Consider the following 19,969-nt stretch of genomic DNA (forward strand, 5'->3'; position numbering starts at 1 on the left):
AAATAGGGGAGGGGGGATTCCAATCGGGAATCCCCTTTTTTTTTTTCTACGTATCCTTGGAAAATCAAGGGAAACGAAACCGGACAAATGGATTGCATGTCCGCTTTCAAACGTTACTTATTCAGCCTGGTCGACGAAATATTGATTTTTCCTGTATACCATCGCTTCCATGGTTGCAATCAATTCCCTTTCATTTAACACGTCTATTTTATACCAGGCCAGTTTATGGTTTTTCTTGATCTCTTCCGCTCTGGCAGTTAAAGTTTCACCCCGTTTGCCAGCTGATAAGAAATTGATGTTGTTTGAAACGCCAACCGCTATTTTGCCATATGAATTGCTGGCTGCTGCGAACACGTAATCAGCAAGTGAAAAGATAATGGCACCATGAACCGTTCCGTGGCTATTTAGCATGTGGTCACTCGGAATCAATTCTGCTTCCGCTGTGCCGGGACCGAGTTTCGTCAATCTCATTCCTAGAAAAGAAGCATATGGTTCGTCGACCAGTACTTGTTTGATTTGATCGTAATGCAATTCGTGAATATCCTTATCTAAATGTGCGGTCATGGAAATCCCCCTTTTTAATGGTCTTTTGCTGAACTTATCCCATATCCGGTGTTTGATTTGAACAGTACTTCAGCAAAACTGTTTTCCTCATCTTTTGCCTTTGACAAGATTGTGCCTAAATAAGCTCCAATAAAGCCGAGCGGCACGGTGAAAATGGTCGGGTTGCTCATCGTGAAGAGGGGATCGCCCGTGAAAATCCCCATTCCAGGTTCCAAATTTCATACATTGGGGCTAAGCATGACTTGTATGATGGAGCTGAGTAAACCGAATGACATTCCTGTGATCGCTCCGGTAGAGTTGAAGCGTTTCCGATATATTGTGCAAAGGATGATCGGTAAATTGGCACTGGCAGCAATCCCAAGTGCGAGGACTGAAAGAAAAGCGACATTCATTGATTGTGCGAATAAAGCAAGTAGAATCGAAATGACCGCTACGCCGACAGAAGCCAATCGGGCGACGAGTACTTGCTGTACTCCCGTAATATTTCCATCCTTGATGATTTCACCTTATATATCATGTGCAAAAGCGGATGCCGATGTTAAAACAAGGCCTGATACAACCAGTAAAATCGTGGCAAATGCTACAGCAGAAACGAATGCGAATAAAAATTCACCGCCTATGGTTAATGCAAGTAGTGGAGCGGCCATGTTTCCAGCTGGGTTTGCATCGACGATCCGCTCAAACCCGACGAAAGATGCAGCCCCGAAACCAAGGAAAATCGTCATGATGAAAAATACCCCTATAAACCATGTGGAATGGAATCTACGACGGATTTCCTTGCAGCAGCTGCGTCCTTTACTGTAAAGAAGCGGACGAGTAAATGCGGAAGGCCGGCTGCTCCAAGGACAAGCGACATATTGAATGAAATCATGTCGAGTCCATCGGTGTATTTATTTCCTGGATCCAAAAAATCCTTTCCGATCGGTGTTGCAGTTTGGGCTTGATGAAACATCTCTGAAATGTTGAAATTAAAACGCGAAAATACGATGAACGTCAACACGCACCTAGCAAGAGCACTGCTTTGGTGATCTGCACCCAGCTTGTCGCTGTCATCCCTCCGAAAATCACATAAATCGCCATCAGTACACCGACAAGCAGAACGGATAGCCAATAATCGATGCCGAGCAAGAGTTTAATTAATCCTCCTGCACCGACAAGTTGGGCAATCATGTAAAAGATTGAAATGACAAGTGTGTTAGCCGCAGCTATCCCTCGCACTTTTTTTGATTTGAAGCGTGCTGAAATCATATCTGCCAGCGTAAACTTACCTAGATTGCGTAATGGTTCAGACACTAGATACAATAGACAAGAAAGGCAACAAGGTTCCCGATGCTCATGTAAAAGCCATCAAAACCAATCAGTGCGATTGCCCCCGTAATTCCGAGGAAAGATGCGGCTGACATAAAGTCACCTGCCACGGCCAATCCATTCTGTCATGCTGTCAATCCGCCGCCGGCCGTATAAAAATCACTGGCATTTTTCGTCTTCTTAGAAGAGTAATAGGTTATAGTAATCGTTTAAAAAAAGCATGAGGGATAAAAGGCTCATTCGCCAAGCTCCTTCTCATATTTATTCAAGACTTTTTTGCCATCTTGTCGTACTTCGCTGCTTTTTTTATCCATACGACGGCAAATTGGAGGAGTGCGTATACCCAAGCCCAAGTAATATGGAAGAAGGCTTCGCCTTTCAGCACTTCGCTATAAGCAGCTAAAATTGGCAGAACAAAATAAAAAGCAAGAAAGAGGAGAGTGACAGGTACATGAAAGCTTTTTCCTTTGGATTAGTTCCTTGAATTCTTACTTTTCAATTAATTTACGATACTTATTTCCTCTGTCATGTCCTGATGGTGAATGCCCAGTTTTAGCCTGTGATTCCATAGTAAGCCCCCTTTTAATGTAGTACGTTTTTAAAACGAGTGTTTGATAAAATGATATATCATTGTTAAAATTAACATAGTCTGAAAATTTAGTAAATTGGTATTTTGTCTATTCAGTCATTTTATCTGAATTATAAAAACATGATTGACAACGTTGAAATGACGTATTAATCTTGAACTAAATCATAACAATAATTTATTCTCCGTTTTATTACTGTTATGAATGTCGGTGGGACAATAGTAAAATTGAGGGGGACTGAAAAAATGTACAATCCGGAAGTTGAAACGGCTTCGCGTGCTGAAATGGAAAGTTTACAAATGGCACGCCTTAAAAAAACGATTAGCCATGTTTATGAAAATGTACCTTATTACAGAGAAAAGTTTAGGGAGATGGGCCTGGAACCAGAAGATATTCAAACTCTAAACGATGTGATAAAGCTTCCCTTTACAAAAAAACAGACGCTTCGTGATCAGTATCCCTTCGGATTATTTGCCGTTCCGATGGAGGATGTAACACGCATTCATGGTTCATCCGGAACGAGCGGAAAGCCTACAATTGTCGGGTATACGAAAAATGATTTGGAAATCTGGGCAACAATCGTCGCACGTGGAATTGTAGCTGCAGGAGGCCGCAAGTCAGATATTTTCCATAACGCATATGGATATGGTCTGTTTACAGGGGGCCTGGGCTTGCATTGTGGGGCAGAAAAGCTAGGGGTTGCGACAGTACCCATTTCAGGGGGGAATACCGATAGGCAGATTACGATCATCAATGACTTTAAACCGCGAGGCATTTGCGGAACCCCTACCTATATTTTGAATATCGCTGAAAAGATGGAAGAGATGGGAATTGATCCTGCTGATAATGGGCTTGAGTACGGAATTTTCGGAGCTGAGCCATGGTCGGAGGCAATGAGGGCAACACTTGAGAGGAAACTGAAATTGAAAGCCATCGATATTTACGGATTGAGTGAAATCATGGGGCCGGGAGTTGCGATTGAATGTCATGAAGCACAGGATGGACTGCATATCGCAGAAGACCATTTTCTTGTCGAGGTCATTAACCCGGACACGCTTGAACCGGTTGAGGACGGCGAAGATGGGGAACTTGTATTCACCAGCCTTACAAAGGAAGCGCTTCCAATCATTCGTTACCGTACAGGGGACATCGCCTCAATCACACATGAACCGTGTAAATGCGGGCGTACGACAACTAGAATGTCCCGTGTTAAGGGCAGAACGGATGATATGATCATAGTCAGGGGAGTGAATGTATTTCCATCTGAAATAGAGCGTGTGTTATTCCAAATGGAGGGAATTGTGCCGCACTATCAGATTCATCTCGTTAAGAAGGGAAATATGGATGGTGTTGAACTGCACATTGAAATTGAAAGCGGTTTCTACAAAGAGATTGAAGAAGACTTAACGCATGGGAATGTAGAGATATTAAGGAAAACGATTCAGCATCATTTGAAATCCGCATGTCTTGTCACGATGGATATTGTTGTCAACATCCCAAAAAGCATTCCCCGTTCAGAAGGAAAAGCGATTCGTGTCGTTGATAAGCGGAAGGATGAAGTCATTCGTCTGTAAATTCCATGCTCATGAATATGGATGTGGAAACCGGACGATTCTGTCGTTCAGTTCTTTCCAGCTGAAGTATCGATTGGAATAAGTGGAGCTGAAGAAATCGAACAAGCAAACGCCATACATAAAGCGGATGCAATCGTGTTTAAATATGGGTTTATCTCTTAATGGAAGAGAAGATGGAGCCAATCATGAAATGGAGAAGGAGGAGGGCCTCTTGTCAAAATATACAGTTGTGGATCAAGAAACTTGCATTGCATGCGGTGCCGCTGCACCAGAAATCTTTGATTACAATGATGAGGGAGTGGCATTTGTCATCCTGGATGAAAATGAAGGAACTGCAGAGGTCCCGGAAGGTTTCTTTGATGATCTGGATGATGCGGTGGAGGGGTGTCCGACAGAGTCTAAGTGGAAACTTCGCCTTTTAAAGTTTTAGTGGATTAAAAGATTCAAAGAAACCCAGAAAATTTCCTTTTATTTTAAAAAAAGACAGAATAGTCTTGCATAAAGTATAACGGTAAAATATAATAACGTTATATAAACGTTATATTTGAAAAAAGAGGTGATTTGGATGAACGTTCTTTTAAATGATATGGCAGGGGAAGAAAAGCTAAATCAATTCATTGCCAGAATCGAAGCGGGAGAAAAGATAGAGGCGGATGATTGGATGCCGGAAGAATACCGGGGCACTTTAATCAAATTAATATCGATGCATGGAATCAGTGAAATCATGGGGGCGCTTCCAGAAAAGGAATGGGTACCTAAAGCCCCGACCTTAAATAGGAAACTTGGAATCATGGCAAAGGTGCAGGATGAAATGGGGCATGGGCAATTATTGCTTCGCGTCGCCGAGGATTTGCTAAAGCCTTACAGCAAAAAACGGGATGACCTCATGCAAGATTTGTTTAAAGGAGATTTAAAGTTTCATAATGTTTTCCATATGGAAGCCAAATCATGGGGCGATGCTGGATTGATTGGCTGGCTGGTTGATGGTGCAGCCATCATTTCCCAGACGAACATGCTTGGTGCCTCATACGGGCCTTATGCCCGGGCATTACAGAGGATTTGCGCGGAAGAAGTTTTTCACGCGCAGCATGGTGAAGCGATTATCATGGCTTTGGCTGAAGGGACGGAAGAACAAAGGAAATTGGTTCAAGACTCCATCAATTATTGGTGGGAATCTTTATTACTTTTCTTTGGACCTCCCAGTAAGAATGAAGTGGGCACATCCAAACAGGATATTACGATTAAGTACAAAATCAGAACCAGTACGAATGAAGAACTTCGACAAGCTTTTTTTTCCAAATATGTGAAGCGGATCCTTTCGCTTGGCTTCAGCATTCCAGATGAATCGCTTAGGTTTGACAAAGAGTCTGAAACCTGGATTTACCAACAACCCGATTGGGGGAAATTGAAGGTGTTCGCAAGGAATGAAGGTCCCCGTTCGCAGGATCGCTTAAGTCTTCGAAGAAATTCTTATGAAAAAAATAAATGGGTACGCGAGGCATTGGCGCCAAAGGTCATTTAAGGGAGGGGGAAGGAAGATATGGAAACTAGACAAGGAAATTACTTTGAAGAATTTGAAGTATTCAGCCGTAAAACGCAATCATCACCCGTTCAATACCACTTCAGCCTGCTCGCCCCGAATGAGGATATCGCCATCATGATGGCACAAGAAAACTTCATGAGACGTGAAGCGGTTGATGATATCTGGGTCGTGAAAAGACGGAATATACGGAAAATGACGGCTGAGGAAAAGAAAACGCTTCAACGTATCGATAATAAAGACTACAGGACCACAAAAGGGTACGGGTATTTAAAGAAAAAATGGCGGAAGTATGAGCAGGGAATGCTCGATGAAAAAGAGATAATGTCTTGGGCTGGAGGTGTGAAAAATGAGGAATGAATCATTGAAGGACATCGCAATCAAGGAATTGCTGCTTCAACTGGCAGACGATGACTTCATCCATTCATACCGTGGTGCAGAATGGTTGGGACTCGCACCGCATATCGAAGAAGATGTTGCATCCGCCTCGATATCCCAAGACACGATGGGGCATGCAGCCATTTATTATAAGTTACTTGATGAACTCGGTGAAGGGGATGCGGATAAGCTGGCTCATGACCGTCCCGCCAAGGAACGGCGCAATGCGATCATTCTCGAATTGGTCAATGGTCCTGGTCACTATATGAAAGACCCGGATTATGATTGGGCGTTTGCGGTAGTGCGGAATTATTTTTATACCCAAGCCAAGGCAATTAAGGTTCAATCCCTTCATTCATGTTCATATGAACCGCTTGCTGAAGTGGCACAAAAGGTACAGATGGAACTTTACTATCATTTGATGCACTGGAAAACCTGGTTCGTCCAATTGCTGGGATCTGGTCACTTGGAAGCGGTTTCGAGAATGAAAGCGGCGATCGGTAAAACAATGCCCGATTTTGCTGGCGTATTTTCACTTGGACAATATGGGGAGGAAATGGTGGAGCTCGGCTTGATAGAGGGCGAAGCTGTTTTACAGAAAAAATGGATCGAGGCCATCACACCAATTTTTGAAAGTGTCGGCTTGGCAGCAACGATTCAAATAGGGATGGCAAGAGGTGATGGCCGCAATGGCCAGCATACGGAAGATTTGGAAAAGGCGCTAGAAACGTTAAGCGAAGTATACGCAAGCGATAAAGCAGCTTCATGGTGAATCAATAGAAAGGGGAGGGGTACCATGGCGACCGTACAGTTAAACACAGAAGAAATATATAGGCTCCTGGAAGACGTTAAAGATCCCGAAATCGATACAGTAAGTATTCTGGATTTAGGGATGGTCCAAGACGTGACGGTTTCGGGCCAGGACGTTTCGGTAAAAATGCTGCCAACTTTTCTTGGATGCCCGGCATTGTCGATCATTCAAAAAAATGTGGAAACAGCCCTTAAACAGCTGCCTGCCGTAAAAAATGTAAGTGTGGAATTTTTACGTTCTCCTTCCTGGACATCCGATCGAATTACGGAAAAGGGGAAAGCTGGATTGAAGGTTTTCGGAATCTCCCCTCCTCCTCGACAAATGAAAAGTGATGGATCATGGCATGTGGATTGCCCATATTGTGAATCGACATATGTCACGATGGAAAATATCTTCGGTCCAACGGCCTGCCGCAGCATTTTATATTGTAAGGCATGCAAAAATCCGTTCGAAGCGATGAAACCGATGATAAAAATAATCTAATAAAATGGAGGTTTTCTAAAATGGTAAAACTAATCGCCCTTTATAAACAACCTGAAAACAAGGAAGAATTCGATGAGCACTACTTCAATGTACATGGTCCGATAACGGAAAAAATTCCTGGTCTTCAAAAAATGGAGGTCACTAAAATTGTAGGGACCCCAATGGGCAAAGACTCTGAGTACTACATTCTTTGTGAAATGTATTATGAAGACCATGATGCATTGCAACAAGGAATGCGTTCCCCGGAAGGAAAAGCATCAGGGAAAGACCTAATGGGCTTTGCCGGGAAACTTGTAACGATGATGATCGGTGAAGAAATAAAATGAATGCGCTTCAATTCATCGAAACGTCAATCTCGGATGGAATTGGTTATATCTCTTTAAATCGGCCTAAGCAACTTAATGCCCTTAACAGGATAATGGTTAGGGAAATAGTTTCAACCATGGAAGAATTCGACCGGGACCCGCAAGTGAAGGTGATTTTGCTATCGGGCAATGGAAAAGCATTTTCCGCTGGAGCTGATATTGACGAGATGGTGAACGATGATCCAATCAGTATGGAGTTAACGAACCAATTTGCCGATTGGGACCGAATAAGCCTAGTCAAGAAGCCTGTGATTGGTGCGGTGAAAAGTTTTGTATTCGGCGGCGGTTTTGAACTTGCTTTATCCTGTGATTTCCTGATTGCCGCCAGCGATACCCAGTTTTCCTTTCCTGAAGTGACACTAGGGGTCATGCCTGGTGCAGGAGGAACCCAAAGGTTGACGAAATTGGTAGGCAAGACGAAGGCACTTGAATGGATATTGACGGCTGAAAGGATAAAGGCAAAGACAGCCCTGCAATATGGTTTCATTAATAAGATCGTTGCACCTGAATTGTTAATGGAAGAATCGGTTGACTTTGCTAGAAAGATAGCAAAGCAACCCCCGTTAGCTGTAAGGCTGATCAAAGAATCCATCAATAAGGCCGTTGATTATCCCTTAAATGAGGGCATGCAATTTGAACGGAAGAATTTCTATATCCTTTTCGCATCAGAGGACCAAAAAGAAGGAATGAAAGCATTTGTTGAAAAAAGGGAGCCAAAATTCACAGGCGGATAAGGGGTGCTCTATGTACGAAACGATCAAATATAGGGTTGAAAATGGAGTTGCTTGGCTTACTTTGAACCGTCCTGATAAACTAAATGCCTTTACGTCCCAAATGAATAAGGAAATACAGAAAGCGATCAAAATATCCGCGGGGGCAGATGAAGTCCGGGCCATTATCATTACTGGGGAAGGCAGGGCATTTTGTTCGGGGCAGGATTTATCGGATGTTGATGAGGGCATGAATTTAGGCCAGAAGCTGCGTGAGGATTACGGTCCGATGATGGAGCAAATAGCAAACTGTGAAAAACCGATCATTGCAGGAGTCAATGGGGTGGCTGCAGGTGCTGGCTTCAGCCTGGCGCTGGCATGCGATTTTCGGCTTGTTTCTGAAAAAGCCAGTTTTTTAAATGCCTTTGTCAATATTGGATTGATTCCTGATTCGGGGAATCTGTATTACCTTTCGCGAATCGTTGGTCATGCGAAGGCCTTGGAATTATCTTTATTGGGCGAAAAGGTTACGGCTGGCGAGGGGAAAAATATCGGGCTCGCTACAAAAGTGATCGGTGTGGATGAGTGGAACGAGCAATTGAAAGCCTTTGCAGAGAATATCGCAAACAAACCAACGAAGGCAATCGGATTAATCAAAAGATACTTAGAGGCGTCCTATCATCTTTCATTGGAAGAATACTTAAAAGAAGAAGCGGAGGGTCAGCGCATTGCTGGCTTAACGAAGGATTATGCAGAAGGTGTGGCAGCATTCACTGAAAAAAGGAAAGCTCAATTCATAGGCAAGTAATATAGAAAAGGGAGTGGGATTACATGGTTAGAGTACAAGAGGCGGCATTTGAAAAAGCGGAAATGAAGCGTGATTATTATCATCTGATCATTAATGGAGAAAGAGTGGAAAGCTCGGATGGTTCCACGATTGATGCGTACAATCCTGCGACTGGTGAAATCATTGCCAAGGTTGCAAAGGCGACCAAGGAAGATGCAGAAAAGGCTGTTCAAGCTGCACGTGAAGCATTTGATAACGGGAAATGGAAGAGGACTCCGATTAACAAACGGTCTCGTGTTTTGAACAAAATTGCAGCGATCATGCGTTCACGCTTTAATGAATTGGTTGAATTGGAAGTCCTGAACAGCGGCAAATCCATTTCTGCAGCGCAAGGCCAAGTCATGCAGGCAATTGAAGATTTCGAGTTTTATGCAGGAGCGTTAGTTGCACACCGCGGATCTGTGAATAATGTGCCTGGTCAATTCCATAACTATACGGAAAAAGAGCCAGTAGGCGTTTGTGCCCAAATCATCCCATGGAATTACCCTATGATGATGGCTGCGTGGAAAATTGCACCTGCAATCGCGGTTGGCTGTTCAGTGATCGTTAAGCCAGCCTCGTTAACGCCGCTGACGGCCATTGTTTTAGGGGAAATCTGTTTAGAAGCAGGTGTTCCTTCAGGCGTGGTCAATATCATTCCAGGTCCTGGATCGGACGTAGGGAATTATCTTGTTCAGCATCCGAAAGTGAATAAGGTGGCCTTCACGGGTTCTACGCCAATCGGCAGAGATCTTATGGGCAAGGCTTCACAGACATTAAAAAGGGTCACATTGGAGCTTGGCGGCAAGTCCCCTAATATTGTTTTTGAAGATGCAGACCTTGAAGCAGCCATCGATGGATCATTATATGGAATTTTCTATAATACTGGGCAGTCTTGCGAAGCTAGATCCCGTTTATACGTTCACGAAGACATATACGATGAGTTCGTTGCCAGATTCGTAGAAAAGACGAAAAAATTGAAATTGGGCAATCCGCTCGACAAAGAAACACACATCGGTGCAGTCATAGATCAAGGGCAATTGGATGTCATCGACAATTATGTCCAATCTGCCATTACTGATGGAGCGAAAATCCTGACGGGAGGAAAGCCAGCGGTCATTGAAGGTTTCGAAAACGGTTATTGGTATGAGCCGACGGTCATAGCGAATGTCAATCATGAAATGGATGTAGTGAAAGAGGAAATATTTGGGCCGGTCGTTGTCATAATGAAATTCAAAGATGAAAAAGAAGCTGTGAGGCTCGCGAATGATACGGAATTCGGTTTGGGTTCAGCCCTTTGGACAAAAGATGGCGGGCGTGCGACTAGAGTGGCCAATCAAATAGAAGCGGGAATCGTCATGGTGAATTGCCCATTCTCCGCATTTCCTGGAACACCTTTCGGAGGGTATAAACAGTCAGGATTCGGCCGGGAACTTTGCATTGAGACACTTGATCTTTATACAGAAACGAAAAGCATCATTTCCTATCATGGAAGCCGTCCGTTAAATCCATTTGGAATTCAATAAAACAATAAAATAGACGGCTGGCTGAACGGTATGTCGGAAAAGTAATTCAGGTATGGTTGAATGCTTATCTGATTCACCCACAGCCAGCCCTATTTATTTTTGAAGGAGGAATGAACGAATGATTAGTAATCTAGTGGTCGTCGGATCTGGTGTCATGGGCAGGGGAATAGCATATGTAGGAGCAATAGGGGGCTTTAATGTAATATTGGTGGATGTGAATCAGGATGCTTTGGAAAGTGCTAGAAACGAAATCGATTCCATTTTTGAAAAGGGTTTGCGCTACCAAAAGCTTACCGAGGAAGAAGCGGCAGCTGCAAAAAGCAGATTTACCTATTCTGCCAATCTGAAAGAATCAGCAGCATATGCCGACTTGATCATAGAGGCAGTTCCGGAAAAGGCGGAAATCAAGAGGGCAGTCTTCGAAACGATTGAAATCCATGCAAAAGTAGATTGTTACTTTGCAACCAATACTTCCACGATGAGTCCGACGGAAATTGGTTCTTATGGAAAGCGTCCCGAAAAAACGATTGCCATGCATTTTTTCAATCCTGTACAAAAAATGCCGCTCGTTGAAATTGTACGTGGTCTTGAAACAAGCGATGAAACGACAGCCATAATAAAAGAGGTAGCCGAAAAAATGGGGAAAGAGACCGTGGTCATAAATGAATTCCCTGGGTTTGTTACAAGCAGGATCAGCTGTTTGGTAGGTAATGAAGCGTTCTTTATGCTTCAAGAAGGCTTAGGAACACCAGAAGAAATCGATAAGGCAATAAAGTTAGGGCTGAATTACCCAATGGGACCATTTGAGCTAGGTGATTTGGTGGGATTGGATGCCCGCTTGAATAATTTAAAATATTTACATAGTAAACTGGGTGAGAAATACCGCCCGGCTCCCCTCCTTGAACAGTATGTTAAAGCTGGCAGGCTCGGCCGTAAGTCTGGTAAAGGTGTGTACGATTATACAAAAGACGGCGAGCTGGTGAGGAAATGAAGGATGTTGTGATCATTGATGCTGTGAGAACACCTATCGGAAGATATAAAGGCGCATTGAAAAGCGTTCGCCCGGATGACCTCGGCGCAATTGTAATCAAGGCGCTGATAGATCGCAATCCAGAGCTGCCGCCTGATCAAATTGAGGATGTCATCTTCGGGAATGCAAATCAAGCGGGAGAGGATAATCGCGACGTGGCCCGGATGTCCGCCCTCTTAGCTGGTCTTCCGGTAAATGTAGCTGGAACGACAATAAATCGTTTATGTGGATCCGGATTGGATGCCGTCATGTATGCTGCACGCTCCATTGCAGTCGGTGAAGGCGATATATATATCGCAGGGGGTACTGAAAGCATGACAAGGGCGCCGTACGTCATGGCCAAACCTGAAAGTGAATTTCCGCGGGGGTCAATGGAGCTTCAGGATACAACGATCGGATGGCGTTTCACGAATGAGAAACTTAAAGAAATGTATGGTGCGGATTCCATGCCTCAAACGGCTGAAAACGTCGCCCTGCGTTTTTCTGTTTCAAGGGAGGACCAAGATCAATTCGCTTATCAAAGCCAGCAAAGGGCGAAAAACGCAGTGGAAAATGAGCGTTTCATTAATGAAATCGTACCTGTTCGATATACGGATCGAAAAGGGAATGAGGTCATTATCGAGAAGGATGAACACCCTCGTCCTGACACGACCATCGAAAAGCTGGAAAAACTCAAACCGATCTTTAAAGGCGGCACTGTAACCGCCGGTAATGCTTCAGGTGTAAATGATGGAGCCTCGGCACTGCTTTTGATGAGTGCAGAAAAAGCACGGGAGCTTGGGTTGAAGCCTCTGGCCAAATATGTTGTAGGGGCGGTAGCGGGCTTGGAACCGTCCATTATGGGCCTTGGCCCGATTCATGCCACTAAAAAAGCATTGGAGAGGGCAAGTTTGACGATTGAAGACATCGGGCTGGTGGAATTGAATGAAGCATTCGCTTCCCAATCCTTGGAGTGCATCCGCCAATTGAAATTGGATCAGGAGAAAGTGAATGTCAACGGCGGGGCAATAGCTTTTGGCCATCCGCTCGGTGCAAGCGGGGCGCGTATTTTAACAACACTCGTCCACGAAATGAAAAAGCGGAAAGTACGCTATGGCCTTGCGACGATGTGTGTAGGCGTCGGCCAAGGCATATCCGCCATTATAGAAAATATCGATAAAGAATGATTAAGCGTATGGCCCTTATTAATTTTATCTGCATAAGGGTCATTTTTTCAAAAAGGGGAGGAGACTCATGTCCAAGGTTATTTATAAAGTGATAAATCAAATCGGCTATATAACAGTGAATCGGCCCGACGTATTGAACTGCTTCGACTATGAGACACTTTGTGAACTGCAGCAAGTCATCGATGCCGTTTATTATGACGGCGATATCCGTGTCGTCATTTTCACCGGTGCAGGGGAAAAAGCATTCAGCGCGGGAGCGGATTTGAAAGAAAGGAAGTCTTTGAATGATGCCGAAGTAAGAAGGAACGTTAAAGCGATTCGCGATGTTTTTAATAGTATCGCAGGGCTTCCGCAGCCGACAATGGCTGCCGTCAATGGATATGCATTGGGGGGAGGATTTGAATGGCTGCTTTCATGTGACTTTGCAATTGCTGCGGAAGGTGTTTCTTTGGGGCTCACTGAAACTAGCTGGGCCATTATTCCGGGAGCAGGCGGTACACAGCGGCTGCCGAGGTTGATTGGGGAAATGAAGGCGAAGGAATTGATCTTCACCGCTAAAAAATTGACTGCGGAAGAAGCATGTCAATTAGGGATCCTTTTGAAGGTCGTACCAAGGGATCGTCTAATGTCAGCCTGTGAGGAATTGGCAGCCAATATCATGAAGAATGGGCCGATTGCAGTCAAACAAGCCAAATATGCGATTGACCAAGGAATGAATACGGACTTGCAAACGGGAATGGCCATAGAAGGAAAAGCCTATGAATTGACCATTCCGACTCAAGATAGATCGGAAGCGCTCCTGGCATTTAGTGAACGGAGAAAAGCGCGATTTACTGGTGAATAATATTGCGCTTTCATTTTAAAAAGATATAATAATTATTATGTCTTCCGTGTGAAAATAGTAACAATGTTAGGACGAGGTGAGAAAGATAGGTACTAATACACAATCCATGATTTTTACGATATACGGCGATTATATCCGTAACTATGGAAGTAAAATCTGGATAGGCAGTTTAATTCGTTTGTTAAAGGAATTCGGCCATAATGAGCAGGGCGTTCGTGTAGCCGTTTCACGAATGGTCAAGCAAGGGTGGATTCAGTCAGAGAAGCAGGGAAATAAAAGCTATTATTTTTTGACTGATCGCGGTGTGCAGAGAATGGATGAAGCGGCCAATCGCATATATAAGATGAAACCGAATGAATGGGATGGTAAATGGCGCATCTTAATGTACACGATCCCTGAAGATAAGCGGCAATTACGGGATGATCTCCGCAAAGAATTATTATGGAGCGGGTTTGGCAGTTTTTCAAGTGGTTGCTGGATTTCCCCCAATGATTTGGAAAAGCAAATCAATCGCTTGATCGAGAAATATGACATAGATGAATATGTTGATTTTTTCATCTCGGAGTACAAAGGTCCAAAAGAAAACCAATCGCTTGTAGAGAAGAGCTGGCAATTAGAAGAGATTGAAAATAAATATGAAGAATTCATCGAGAAATACAGTAAACAATTCATCGTTCATCAAAGCATCATTAGCAGGGGCGAAATGTCCGATGCAGATTGTTTTGTGGAACGAACGAACTTGGTGCATGAATACCGTAAATTTTTATTCATCGATCCGGGCCTGCCAAAGGAACTTCTGCCTTCTAAGTGGAATGGGAATCATGCTGCTCTTTTATTTAGCCAATATTATCAAGTCTTGGCTGAACCAGCAAGCCGTTTCTTTGAAAGCGTATTTCAGGAAAACAATGATTTATGCCGGAAAGATGAAACCTATGATGCCAAGGACCATCCACTCATCATTAAGTGAAAAAGAGCTTCAGCGAGCCGTTAACGACGACTGGCCGGAGCTCTTTTCAAATTCCTTGCAATAATTAATCGAGTATCCCTTTGAAGTCTTTCCCTTTTTGAACATATGTATCGATGGAAAGTTGGATCAATTCAAGATCTTTATCATTCAAACGGCGAACCACTTTTCCCGGGGAACCAATGACCAATGAACGTGGAGGTATGATTTTGCCAGAGGAAATCAATGTGTTCGCTCCGACGATGCATTCTTCGCCGATCTCTACATTATCCAATATCGTTGAACCCATACCAATAATGGAGCGTTTGCCTATTTTACAGCCATGCAGGATGACATTGTGACCGACCGTCACTTCATCTTCAATGACAACCGGGCATCCTTCAAATAAATGAATGGTTGAATTATCCTGAATACTGCATTTTTCTCCTATTGTAATTGAATCTTCATCACCGCGCAGTACGGAATTAAACCAAATGGTCGAGTCTTTCCCAATCGAAACATCACCGATTAAATGAGCGCCGGGTGCCACGAAAACGGTATCATCAATGGATGGTTTTTTATTATTGTACGGAATAATCATAGTCTCGCTCCTTTTTTTAAAAAGTCAGAATTGTTTTTCTAATGAATATAGTATAACATTAAATTGACTGGGAGGGATGAAAGTGAAATATATTTGTGAACTTTTTAAGATAAAATATCCAATTATTCAAGGCGGCATGGGGAATATAAGCAATGCAAGTCTTGCGGCTGCAGTATCCAATGCAGGGGGCCTGGGAACAATAGGGTGCGGTACCATGACTCCTGAACAGGTAGAAGCCATCATTCTCGAAACCAAAGATAAAACCAATAACAATTTTGCGTTGAACATTCCAATAAACGTTAGTCCATATACAGATCAATTAGTGAATCTTGTCCTGAAGCATGATATACCTGTAGTATCCTTATCTGCAGGGAATCCTGCCCCTTTCATTCCACTATTGCAAAAAAAGAATATAAAAGTGATTGCCATCGTTGCGTCGGTCAAGCACGCACAAAAAGCACAAGAAGCAGGGGCAGATGTGCTGGTGGCAGAAGGGTTTGAAGCTGCCGGCATCAACTCGAACCTGGAAATGACGACGTTTACACTCATTCCGCAAATCAGCAAGCATGTGACGCTTCCCGTTCTGGCCGCTGGCGGAATAGGTAATGGGCAGGGGTTGGCAGCTGCGTTGATGCTGGGAGCTTCAGGCGTCCAATTGGGAACCAGGCTGATTGCTACACAAGAAGCACCGTTCCATCCGTCATATAAGCAGAAACTAATCGAAGCGATGGGCAATGATACAGTAATTTTGGGCAGATCATTTGGACAGGTCCGAAGGGTATTGAAGGACCCATATACCGAGAAAGTGCTGGATCTGGAGAAGCAGGGTCTGTCTCCTGTGAATTATCGTGAAATGACCTCTGAAGTCCATCATATTAATGGAGCGATGAACGGGGATGTTACCAATGGTTTTATGAACAGCGGCCAGGTTGCCGGATTGATTGACGATATACCCACGGTAAAGGAATTACTTGATGGCATGATGAAAGATGCGAAAAAACATATGGAGGATGGATTGAGCAGGCTCTCTGCCCCTTTTATGATTTGAGAACTAAGGGTACCGATCTTGTTATGTGTACATATCTACCTATTTAGGGGCTATTCACTTGGTTAACTATATCGAATGCTTGAGGTCAATTCGTCCTCAAGTTTTTTTCGTTTCAGGGCCATCTGATATTCTATTATCGTTCCTCATACAAGCATAGTTCTGTAGTAAATAGCCCGATAACAAAACAGGGACTCCATAAGAACATTGTTTTAGGATAACGTTATGGAAAAATTGGGGTTAACTTGTGATACAATGTAAAATGTCCTTTTTGACATCATGGGTGCCCGGATTCATTTTGGTGCACTCCTTTTTATATGTAATAAAAGTTAGAAAAGGGGAAACCTCAATGGAAACTTTAATAATGGATATGATTGAAGCGTTTAAATCTTTATCTTATTTCGGTGTTTTACTAGCTTTGACTTTTGAATTCATTCCTGCTGAAATAGTTTTGCCACTGGCAGGATACTGGGTTTATCAAGGTGATTTGAATTTATACTTGACTATCCTTGCCGGTTCGCTTGGCGGGGTAACGGGACCATTGACGCTTTATGCCTTAGGCAAGTATGGCGGGAGGCCGCTTGTATTAAAGTTCGGAAAATACTTTTTAATCAAAGATGAGCAGTTGAACAAAGCTGACCGCTTCTTTGAAAGGTATGGTGGGGGAATTGCCTTCTTTGGACGGTTTGTACCAGGTATTCGTACCGCCGTGTCGCTGCCATGTGGAATATTGAAAATGAATATTTGGAAATTCATCTTATATACCTATATGGCGATGCTTCCTGTTACAAGCGTTTATGTTTATTTAGGGTTTAAGTTAGGACCTAGATGGGAGCAGGCGGGAGCCATCTTTTCACAATATGCGAATTTCTTGCTTATCCCCATTGCACTTATAGTCATTTGGTTCATTATGAAGACTCGAAAACAAAAGCAAAGAGAAAAAATAAAAGTCAATCCATAACAAAAAAGGCGCCATGAACAGGCGCCTTTTTGATTTATGTCATTATTAGCAGCATCCGCCGAAGCCGCCGCCGAATCCCCAACTGCATCCAATGATGATCAGCAAGATGAATAATACGATCAGCAAAGCGAATCCGTTATCGAAACCGCCGCCACAACATTCGTTACCATTTCCACCCATTTGATTTCCTCCTCATATATATTATGAATTACATACCTAGCAAAACATCTTTACCGGGAATACTTCATACTATGTATTCTAGGCCGAAGTGTTTGCTTATTCATAAAAAATGGGCGTGGGCAAACCAAGGGATTAAGCCCGAATATTTTTTTGATTTCGTTTTGAATGTTATAATATACCATGTGGATTGTGGAGGAAGGGAGCTGAATTAAGTCATGAAAGTTGCCATTATAACGGATGTGCATGGTAATGCTTCAGCGTTAAAAGCCGTCCTTAGGGATATTGATCAAAGGGAAGAAATAGATCGTCTCTATTGTTTGGGAGATATGGTTGGGATTGGCCCGGATACAAATGAAGTCCTTGAACTTTTATTTTCAAGAAATGATTTATCGATGATAACTGGAAATCATGATGAAGCTGTCCTGGCCATCATTAACGGGGAGCCGCATCCGGACGGACATATTCATGTTAAGGAGCATCATGAATGGATAGCTGAAAGGATGCAGCGGAAATTCATAAATGAATTGGAAAAATTGCCTCGAACCATACATCATATCATTAATGATCACTCCGTTTACTTCACCCATTATCACATGAAACCGAAGAAATTGGATGAGCACATAAGCCAAAATCCATATAGTAAAATCGTTGAACCGAGTTTAAATAACTTGGAAATGCTTTTCAAAGATCAGCATCACGATTTAATAGGATTCGGACACCATCATCCTATCCACCTTTATAAAAATGACCGAACGATATTCCTGAACCCTGGTTCTCTTGGCTGTAATGGTGAACCAGTTGCTCCTTATGCCATTGTTTCAATTGAAAATGCGGGTATTCAGGTAAAGCTTGAAAAAGTGGCCTATGATAATACATCGTTCCTGTCATCGTACCAAAGCTTACAAGTTCCAGAGCATGAATTCATTATACGTGCCTTCCATGGCGGGCAGCAGGCCTAAACGTTTATAAAAGATGAAGGTTGGGGAAATGTTGAGCATAAAGGTACATGCCTGCGGATACGCTAATAGGCAAACAATATGAAGCTGGAGGTAGGTCATGAAGGAAAATGAACAGGTAATTCAAGAACAGGAAGAGATGGAACGGCATAGTCTTGTCTGTAATGATGAATTGTTTAATAAGGATCTGTATGCCATTGTCGATGATACGATGCAAGAGGAAAAATAAACGGGGAAGACGCTGCAGGAAATGTCTGTAGCGTTTATTTTTACTTTGAATTGGTTGAAGTCCGATTTTTATTTTTAGTAAAAAATCACTTCTGCCCGTTTGATGGCTCTTTTTGCAGCCAGTGAAATCCCTGAAGTGAATCATTTGAAACCATTCTGGATTTATCCCATACTATATATAAGTTTCAAATCGAGAGGAGGGATGGCATGGGACATCATCATGGTCACTCCCATGATCATGGGCACGGGCACCACCATTCTAACAATAAAAAAGCATTGTTGGCATCTTTCTTATTAATCTCCACATTTATGATAGTAGAGGTCATTGGGGGATTCTTGACAAATAGTCTGGCTTTACTGTCGGATGCAGGTCACATGCTTAGCGATGCGGCAGCATTAGGGCTTAGTTATACAGCGATAAGGTTGGGGGAAAGGAAAGCGACATCGTCCAAATCGTTTGGGTATAAACGGTTTGAGATCATTGCTGCTTGCTTGAATGGATTGACATTGATCGTCATATCCGTATTTATTTTCTTTGAGGCAATTAAGAGGTTCCTGGATCCTCCTGAGGTTCAAAGTATGGGAATGCTAATGATTTCAATCATTGGCTTACTTGTTAATGTCATTGCCGCCTGGATTTTAATGAGCGGAGATAAGGAAGACAATCTGAATGTGCGAAGTGCTTTTTTACATGTCATTGGTGATATGCTTGGATCTGTGGGTGCCATTGCGGCCGCACTCTTGATTTATTTTTTCGATTGGGGAATTGCAGATCCTATTGCGAGCGTCATAGTCGCGATTTTAATTATTATCAGCGGTTTTAGGGTAATGAGGGATTCTTTCCATATCTTGATGGAGGGCACACCAGATCAAGTCGATATGGATGAAGTGAAAGCATCCTTGGTAAAATTGGACGGTGTATCCGATGTCCATGATCTCCATATCTGGACGATCACTTCTGGTTTTTTGACAATGAGCTGCCATGTTGTCATAGATGAGAACGGTAATCACGATTCAGTTTTAGCAGAAGCGCAAAAACTACTTCATGATCAGTTTGGAATTGAACATAGTACGATCCAAGTGGAAAGGCAGGAAGCGGGCTGTCCCAATCCACACGAGACATGTAATTGAAAAGGCTGGCTCAGTTTAGAGCCAGCCTCTTTAAAGTGTAATGAGGAGCTCATGATTTTTCTGTATGATTTTTACGATCACATAGCGGCATTCCTGTTAAAATGAATCGAGATCACTTACACAAGTTTCGAAGTGAAAACACCGGTTAATTTTACTGAGAACATAATCCTGACACATAAAAAGGGTAAAATTGAGGGAAAAGGCTTGGTGTT

At 43.1% G+C, this 19,969-nt stretch carries 23 protein-coding genes and 2 pseudogenes; 20 read left to right on the top strand and 5 right to left on the bottom strand.

From position 1 onward, the window contains the following. Positions 1–117: 117 nt before the first annotated feature. The 3 genes and pseudogenes from OTG27_RS06780 to OTG27_RS06790 form a co-directional block, all read right to left on the bottom strand. Positions 118–564 (bottom strand): PaaI family thioesterase, encoded by a 447-nt coding sequence (locus tag OTG27_RS06780; protein WP_268936577.1) that lies wholly within the window; start codon positions 562–564, stop codon positions 118–120. 14 nt (positions 565–578) lie between these two features. Continuing rightward, positions 579–2,078 (bottom strand): annotated as a pseudogene (locus tag OTG27_RS06785) (solute symporter family protein). Positions 2,079–2,137: 59 nt separating this feature from the next. Continuing rightward, positions 2,138–2,329, bottom strand: a pseudogene (locus tag OTG27_RS06790) (DUF485 domain-containing protein); the annotation flags it as partial. 375 nt (positions 2,330–2,704) lie between these two features. Here OTG27_RS06790 and OTG27_RS06795 point away from each other — a divergent pair. The 15 genes from OTG27_RS06795 to paaX all read left to right on the top strand — a co-directional run bounded on the left by OTG27_RS06795 (position 2,705) and on the right by paaX (position 14,679). Further along, a complete protein-coding gene (locus tag OTG27_RS06795; protein WP_106026698.1) occupies positions 2,705–4,033 on the top strand; it encodes a phenylacetate--CoA ligase family protein in 1,329 nt (442 codons plus the stop codon). Between the two features lie 21 nt (positions 4,034–4,054). Continuing rightward, a complete protein-coding gene (locus OTG27_RS06800) occupies positions 4,055–4,195 on the top strand; it encodes a hypothetical protein (RefSeq protein WP_268936578.1) in 141 nt (46 codons plus the stop codon). A 49-nt stretch (positions 4,196–4,244) separates the two neighbouring features. Next, complete coding sequence (locus tag OTG27_RS06805; RefSeq protein WP_268936579.1) at positions 4,245–4,463, top strand: ferredoxin; 219 nt, start codon at positions 4,245–4,247, stop codon at positions 4,461–4,463. Between the two features lie 135 nt (positions 4,464–4,598). After that, positions 4,599–5,555 (top strand): 1,2-phenylacetyl-CoA epoxidase subunit PaaA, encoded by a 957-nt coding sequence (gene paaA / locus OTG27_RS06810; RefSeq protein ID WP_063577181.1) that lies wholly within the window; start codon positions 4,599–4,601, stop codon positions 5,553–5,555. A gap of 18 nt (positions 5,556–5,573) precedes the next feature. Further along, the gene (gene paaB, locus OTG27_RS06815; protein WP_034314912.1) at positions 5,574–5,933 is read left to right on the top strand and encodes a 1,2-phenylacetyl-CoA epoxidase subunit PaaB; all 360 of its coding nucleotides are present in this window, start codon (positions 5,574–5,576) and stop codon (positions 5,931–5,933) included. After that, a complete protein-coding gene (gene paaC, locus OTG27_RS06820; protein ID WP_057275713.1) occupies positions 5,923–6,723 on the top strand; it encodes a 1,2-phenylacetyl-CoA epoxidase subunit PaaC in 801 nt (266 codons plus the stop codon). The genes paaB and paaC overlap by 11 nt, the downstream gene beginning before the upstream one ends. Before the next feature lie 24 nt (positions 6,724–6,747). Next, positions 6,748–7,245: a 1,2-phenylacetyl-CoA epoxidase subunit PaaD gene (gene paaD / locus OTG27_RS06825; protein ID WP_057275714.1), complete on the top strand. Its 498-nt coding sequence runs from the start codon at positions 6,748–6,750 to the stop codon at positions 7,243–7,245. A 20-nt stretch (positions 7,246–7,265) separates the two neighbouring features. Continuing rightward, positions 7,266–7,571, top strand: coding sequence for an EthD family reductase (locus tag OTG27_RS06830; RefSeq protein WP_034314904.1), 306 nt, complete (start codon positions 7,266–7,268; stop codon positions 7,569–7,571). Further along, the gene (locus OTG27_RS06835) at positions 7,568–8,344 is read left to right on the top strand and encodes an enoyl-CoA hydratase/isomerase family protein (protein WP_034314902.1); all 777 of its coding nucleotides are present in this window, start codon (positions 7,568–7,570) and stop codon (positions 8,342–8,344) included. Before OTG27_RS06830 ends, OTG27_RS06835 begins: the two co-directional genes overlap by 4 nt. Positions 8,345–8,354: 10 nt before the next feature. Beyond that, entirely contained in the window at positions 8,355–9,128 is a 774-nt protein-coding gene (locus OTG27_RS06840) for an enoyl-CoA hydratase-related protein (protein ID WP_268936580.1), read from the top strand. A gap of 23 nt (positions 9,129–9,151) precedes the next feature. Continuing rightward, positions 9,152–10,672 (top strand): aldehyde dehydrogenase family protein, encoded by a 1,521-nt coding sequence (locus tag OTG27_RS06845; RefSeq protein WP_048678761.1) that lies wholly within the window; start codon positions 9,152–9,154, stop codon positions 10,670–10,672. A gap of 118 nt (positions 10,673–10,790) precedes the next feature. Continuing rightward, entirely contained in the window at positions 10,791–11,663 is an 873-nt protein-coding gene (locus OTG27_RS06850) for a 3-hydroxyacyl-CoA dehydrogenase (RefSeq protein WP_268936581.1), read from the top strand. Next, positions 11,660–12,868 carry an acetyl-CoA C-acyltransferase gene (locus OTG27_RS06855; protein ID WP_034314894.1) on the top strand — a complete coding sequence of 403 codons (1,209 nt, stop codon included), beginning with the start codon at positions 11,660–11,662 and terminating at the stop codon, positions 12,866–12,868. Before OTG27_RS06850 ends, OTG27_RS06855 begins: the two co-directional genes overlap by 4 nt. Positions 12,869–12,935: 67 nt before the next feature. After that, entirely contained in the window at positions 12,936–13,712 is a 777-nt protein-coding gene (locus OTG27_RS06860; RefSeq protein ID WP_034314892.1) for an enoyl-CoA hydratase-related protein, read from the top strand. A gap of 85 nt (positions 13,713–13,797) precedes the next feature. Continuing rightward, positions 13,798–14,679: a phenylacetic acid degradation operon negative regulatory protein PaaX gene (gene paaX, locus OTG27_RS06865; RefSeq protein WP_095391064.1), complete on the top strand. Its 882-nt coding sequence runs from the start codon at positions 13,798–13,800 to the stop codon at positions 14,677–14,679. 64 nt (positions 14,680–14,743) lie between these two features. Here the strand turns inward: paaX and OTG27_RS06870 are convergent, their stop codons facing one another. Then, on the bottom strand, positions 14,744–15,256 hold the full coding sequence (locus OTG27_RS06870) for a gamma carbonic anhydrase family protein (protein ID WP_034314889.1): 513 nt from the start codon (positions 15,254–15,256) through the stop codon (positions 14,744–14,746). An 82-nt stretch (positions 15,257–15,338) separates the two neighbouring features. Here OTG27_RS06870 and OTG27_RS06875 point away from each other — a divergent pair, with 82 nt between their 5' ends. Both OTG27_RS06875 and OTG27_RS06880 read left to right on the top strand, forming a co-directional pair. Further along, positions 15,339–16,304, top strand: a complete 966-nt coding sequence (locus OTG27_RS06875; RefSeq protein WP_268936582.1) for an NAD(P)H-dependent flavin oxidoreductase — start codon at positions 15,339–15,341, stop codon at positions 16,302–16,304. A gap of 346 nt (positions 16,305–16,650) precedes the next feature. Continuing rightward, on the top strand, positions 16,651–17,262 hold the full coding sequence (locus OTG27_RS06880; protein WP_063577173.1) for a DedA family protein: 612 nt from the start codon (positions 16,651–16,653) through the stop codon (positions 17,260–17,262). Between the two features lie 45 nt (positions 17,263–17,307). Here the strand turns inward: OTG27_RS06880 and OTG27_RS06885 are convergent, their stop codons facing one another. After that, complete coding sequence (locus tag OTG27_RS06885) at positions 17,308–17,442, bottom strand: YjcZ family sporulation protein (RefSeq protein WP_063577172.1); 135 nt, start codon at positions 17,440–17,442, stop codon at positions 17,308–17,310. Positions 17,443–17,657: 215 nt separating this feature from the next. Here OTG27_RS06885 and OTG27_RS06890 point away from each other — a divergent pair, with 215 nt between their 5' ends. The 3 genes from OTG27_RS06890 (at position 17,658) to OTG27_RS06900 (ending at position 19,757) form a co-directional block, all read left to right on the top strand. Further along, on the top strand, positions 17,658–18,401 hold the full coding sequence (locus OTG27_RS06890; RefSeq protein ID WP_268936583.1) for a metallophosphoesterase family protein: 744 nt from the start codon (positions 17,658–17,660) through the stop codon (positions 18,399–18,401). Between the two features lie 97 nt (positions 18,402–18,498). Continuing rightward, positions 18,499–18,627, top strand: coding sequence for a hypothetical protein (locus OTG27_RS06895; RefSeq protein ID WP_255256801.1), 129 nt, complete (start codon positions 18,499–18,501; stop codon positions 18,625–18,627). Positions 18,628–18,833: 206 nt separating this feature from the next. Next, positions 18,834–19,757 (top strand): cation diffusion facilitator family transporter, encoded by a 924-nt coding sequence (locus OTG27_RS06900; protein ID WP_057275725.1) that lies wholly within the window; start codon positions 18,834–18,836, stop codon positions 19,755–19,757. The last annotated feature ends 212 nt before the right edge of the window (positions 19,758–19,969 follow it).

This window comes from Peribacillus sp. AS_2 (assembly GCF_026891895.1).
GTDB lineage: Bacteria > Bacillota > Bacilli > Bacillales > DSM-1321 > Peribacillus > Peribacillus frigoritolerans.

Coding starts and splice junctions, on each gene's coding strand:
- OTG27_RS06780 (WP_268936577.1), bottom strand. CDS start 564: ATGACCGCACATTTAGATAAGGATATTCACGAATTGCATTACGATCAA.
- OTG27_RS06795 (WP_106026698.1), top strand. CDS start 2,705: ATGTACAATCCGGAAGTTGAAACGGCTTCGCGTGCTGAAATGGAAAGT.
- OTG27_RS06800 (WP_268936578.1), top strand. CDS start 4,055: ATGTGGAAACCGGACGATTCTGTCGTTCAGTTCTTTCCAGCTGAAGTA.
- paaA (WP_063577181.1), top strand. CDS start 4,599: ATGAACGTTCTTTTAAATGATATGGCAGGGGAAGAAAAGCTAAATCAA.
- paaB (WP_034314912.1), top strand. CDS start 5,574: ATGGAAACTAGACAAGGAAATTACTTTGAAGAATTTGAAGTATTCAGC.
- paaC (WP_057275713.1), top strand. CDS start 5,923: ATGAGGAATGAATCATTGAAGGACATCGCAATCAAGGAATTGCTGCTT.
- paaD (WP_057275714.1), top strand. CDS start 6,748: ATGGCGACCGTACAGTTAAACACAGAAGAAATATATAGGCTCCTGGAA.
- OTG27_RS06830 (WP_034314904.1), top strand. CDS start 7,266: ATGGTAAAACTAATCGCCCTTTATAAACAACCTGAAAACAAGGAAGAA.
- OTG27_RS06835 (WP_034314902.1), top strand. CDS start 7,568: ATGAATGCGCTTCAATTCATCGAAACGTCAATCTCGGATGGAATTGGT.
- OTG27_RS06840 (WP_268936580.1), top strand. CDS start 8,355: ATGTACGAAACGATCAAATATAGGGTTGAAAATGGAGTTGCTTGGCTT.
- OTG27_RS06845 (WP_048678761.1), top strand. CDS start 9,152: ATGGTTAGAGTACAAGAGGCGGCATTTGAAAAAGCGGAAATGAAGCGT.
- OTG27_RS06850 (WP_268936581.1), top strand. CDS start 10,791: ATGATTAGTAATCTAGTGGTCGTCGGATCTGGTGTCATGGGCAGGGGA.
- OTG27_RS06855 (WP_034314894.1), top strand. CDS start 11,660: ATGAAGGATGTTGTGATCATTGATGCTGTGAGAACACCTATCGGAAGA.
- OTG27_RS06860 (WP_034314892.1), top strand. CDS start 12,936: ATGTCCAAGGTTATTTATAAAGTGATAAATCAAATCGGCTATATAACA.
- OTG27_RS06870 (WP_034314889.1), bottom strand. CDS start 15,256: ATGATTATTCCGTACAATAATAAAAAACCATCCATTGATGATACCGTT.
- OTG27_RS06880 (WP_063577173.1), top strand. CDS start 16,651: ATGGAAACTTTAATAATGGATATGATTGAAGCGTTTAAATCTTTATCT.
- OTG27_RS06885 (WP_063577172.1), bottom strand. CDS start 17,442: ATGGGTGGAAATGGTAACGAATGTTGTGGCGGCGGTTTCGATAACGGA.
- OTG27_RS06890 (WP_268936583.1), top strand. CDS start 17,658: ATGAAAGTTGCCATTATAACGGATGTGCATGGTAATGCTTCAGCGTTA.
- OTG27_RS06895 (WP_255256801.1), top strand. CDS start 18,499: ATGAAGGAAAATGAACAGGTAATTCAAGAACAGGAAGAGATGGAACGG.
- OTG27_RS06900 (WP_057275725.1), top strand. CDS start 18,834: ATGGGACATCATCATGGTCACTCCCATGATCATGGGCACGGGCACCAC.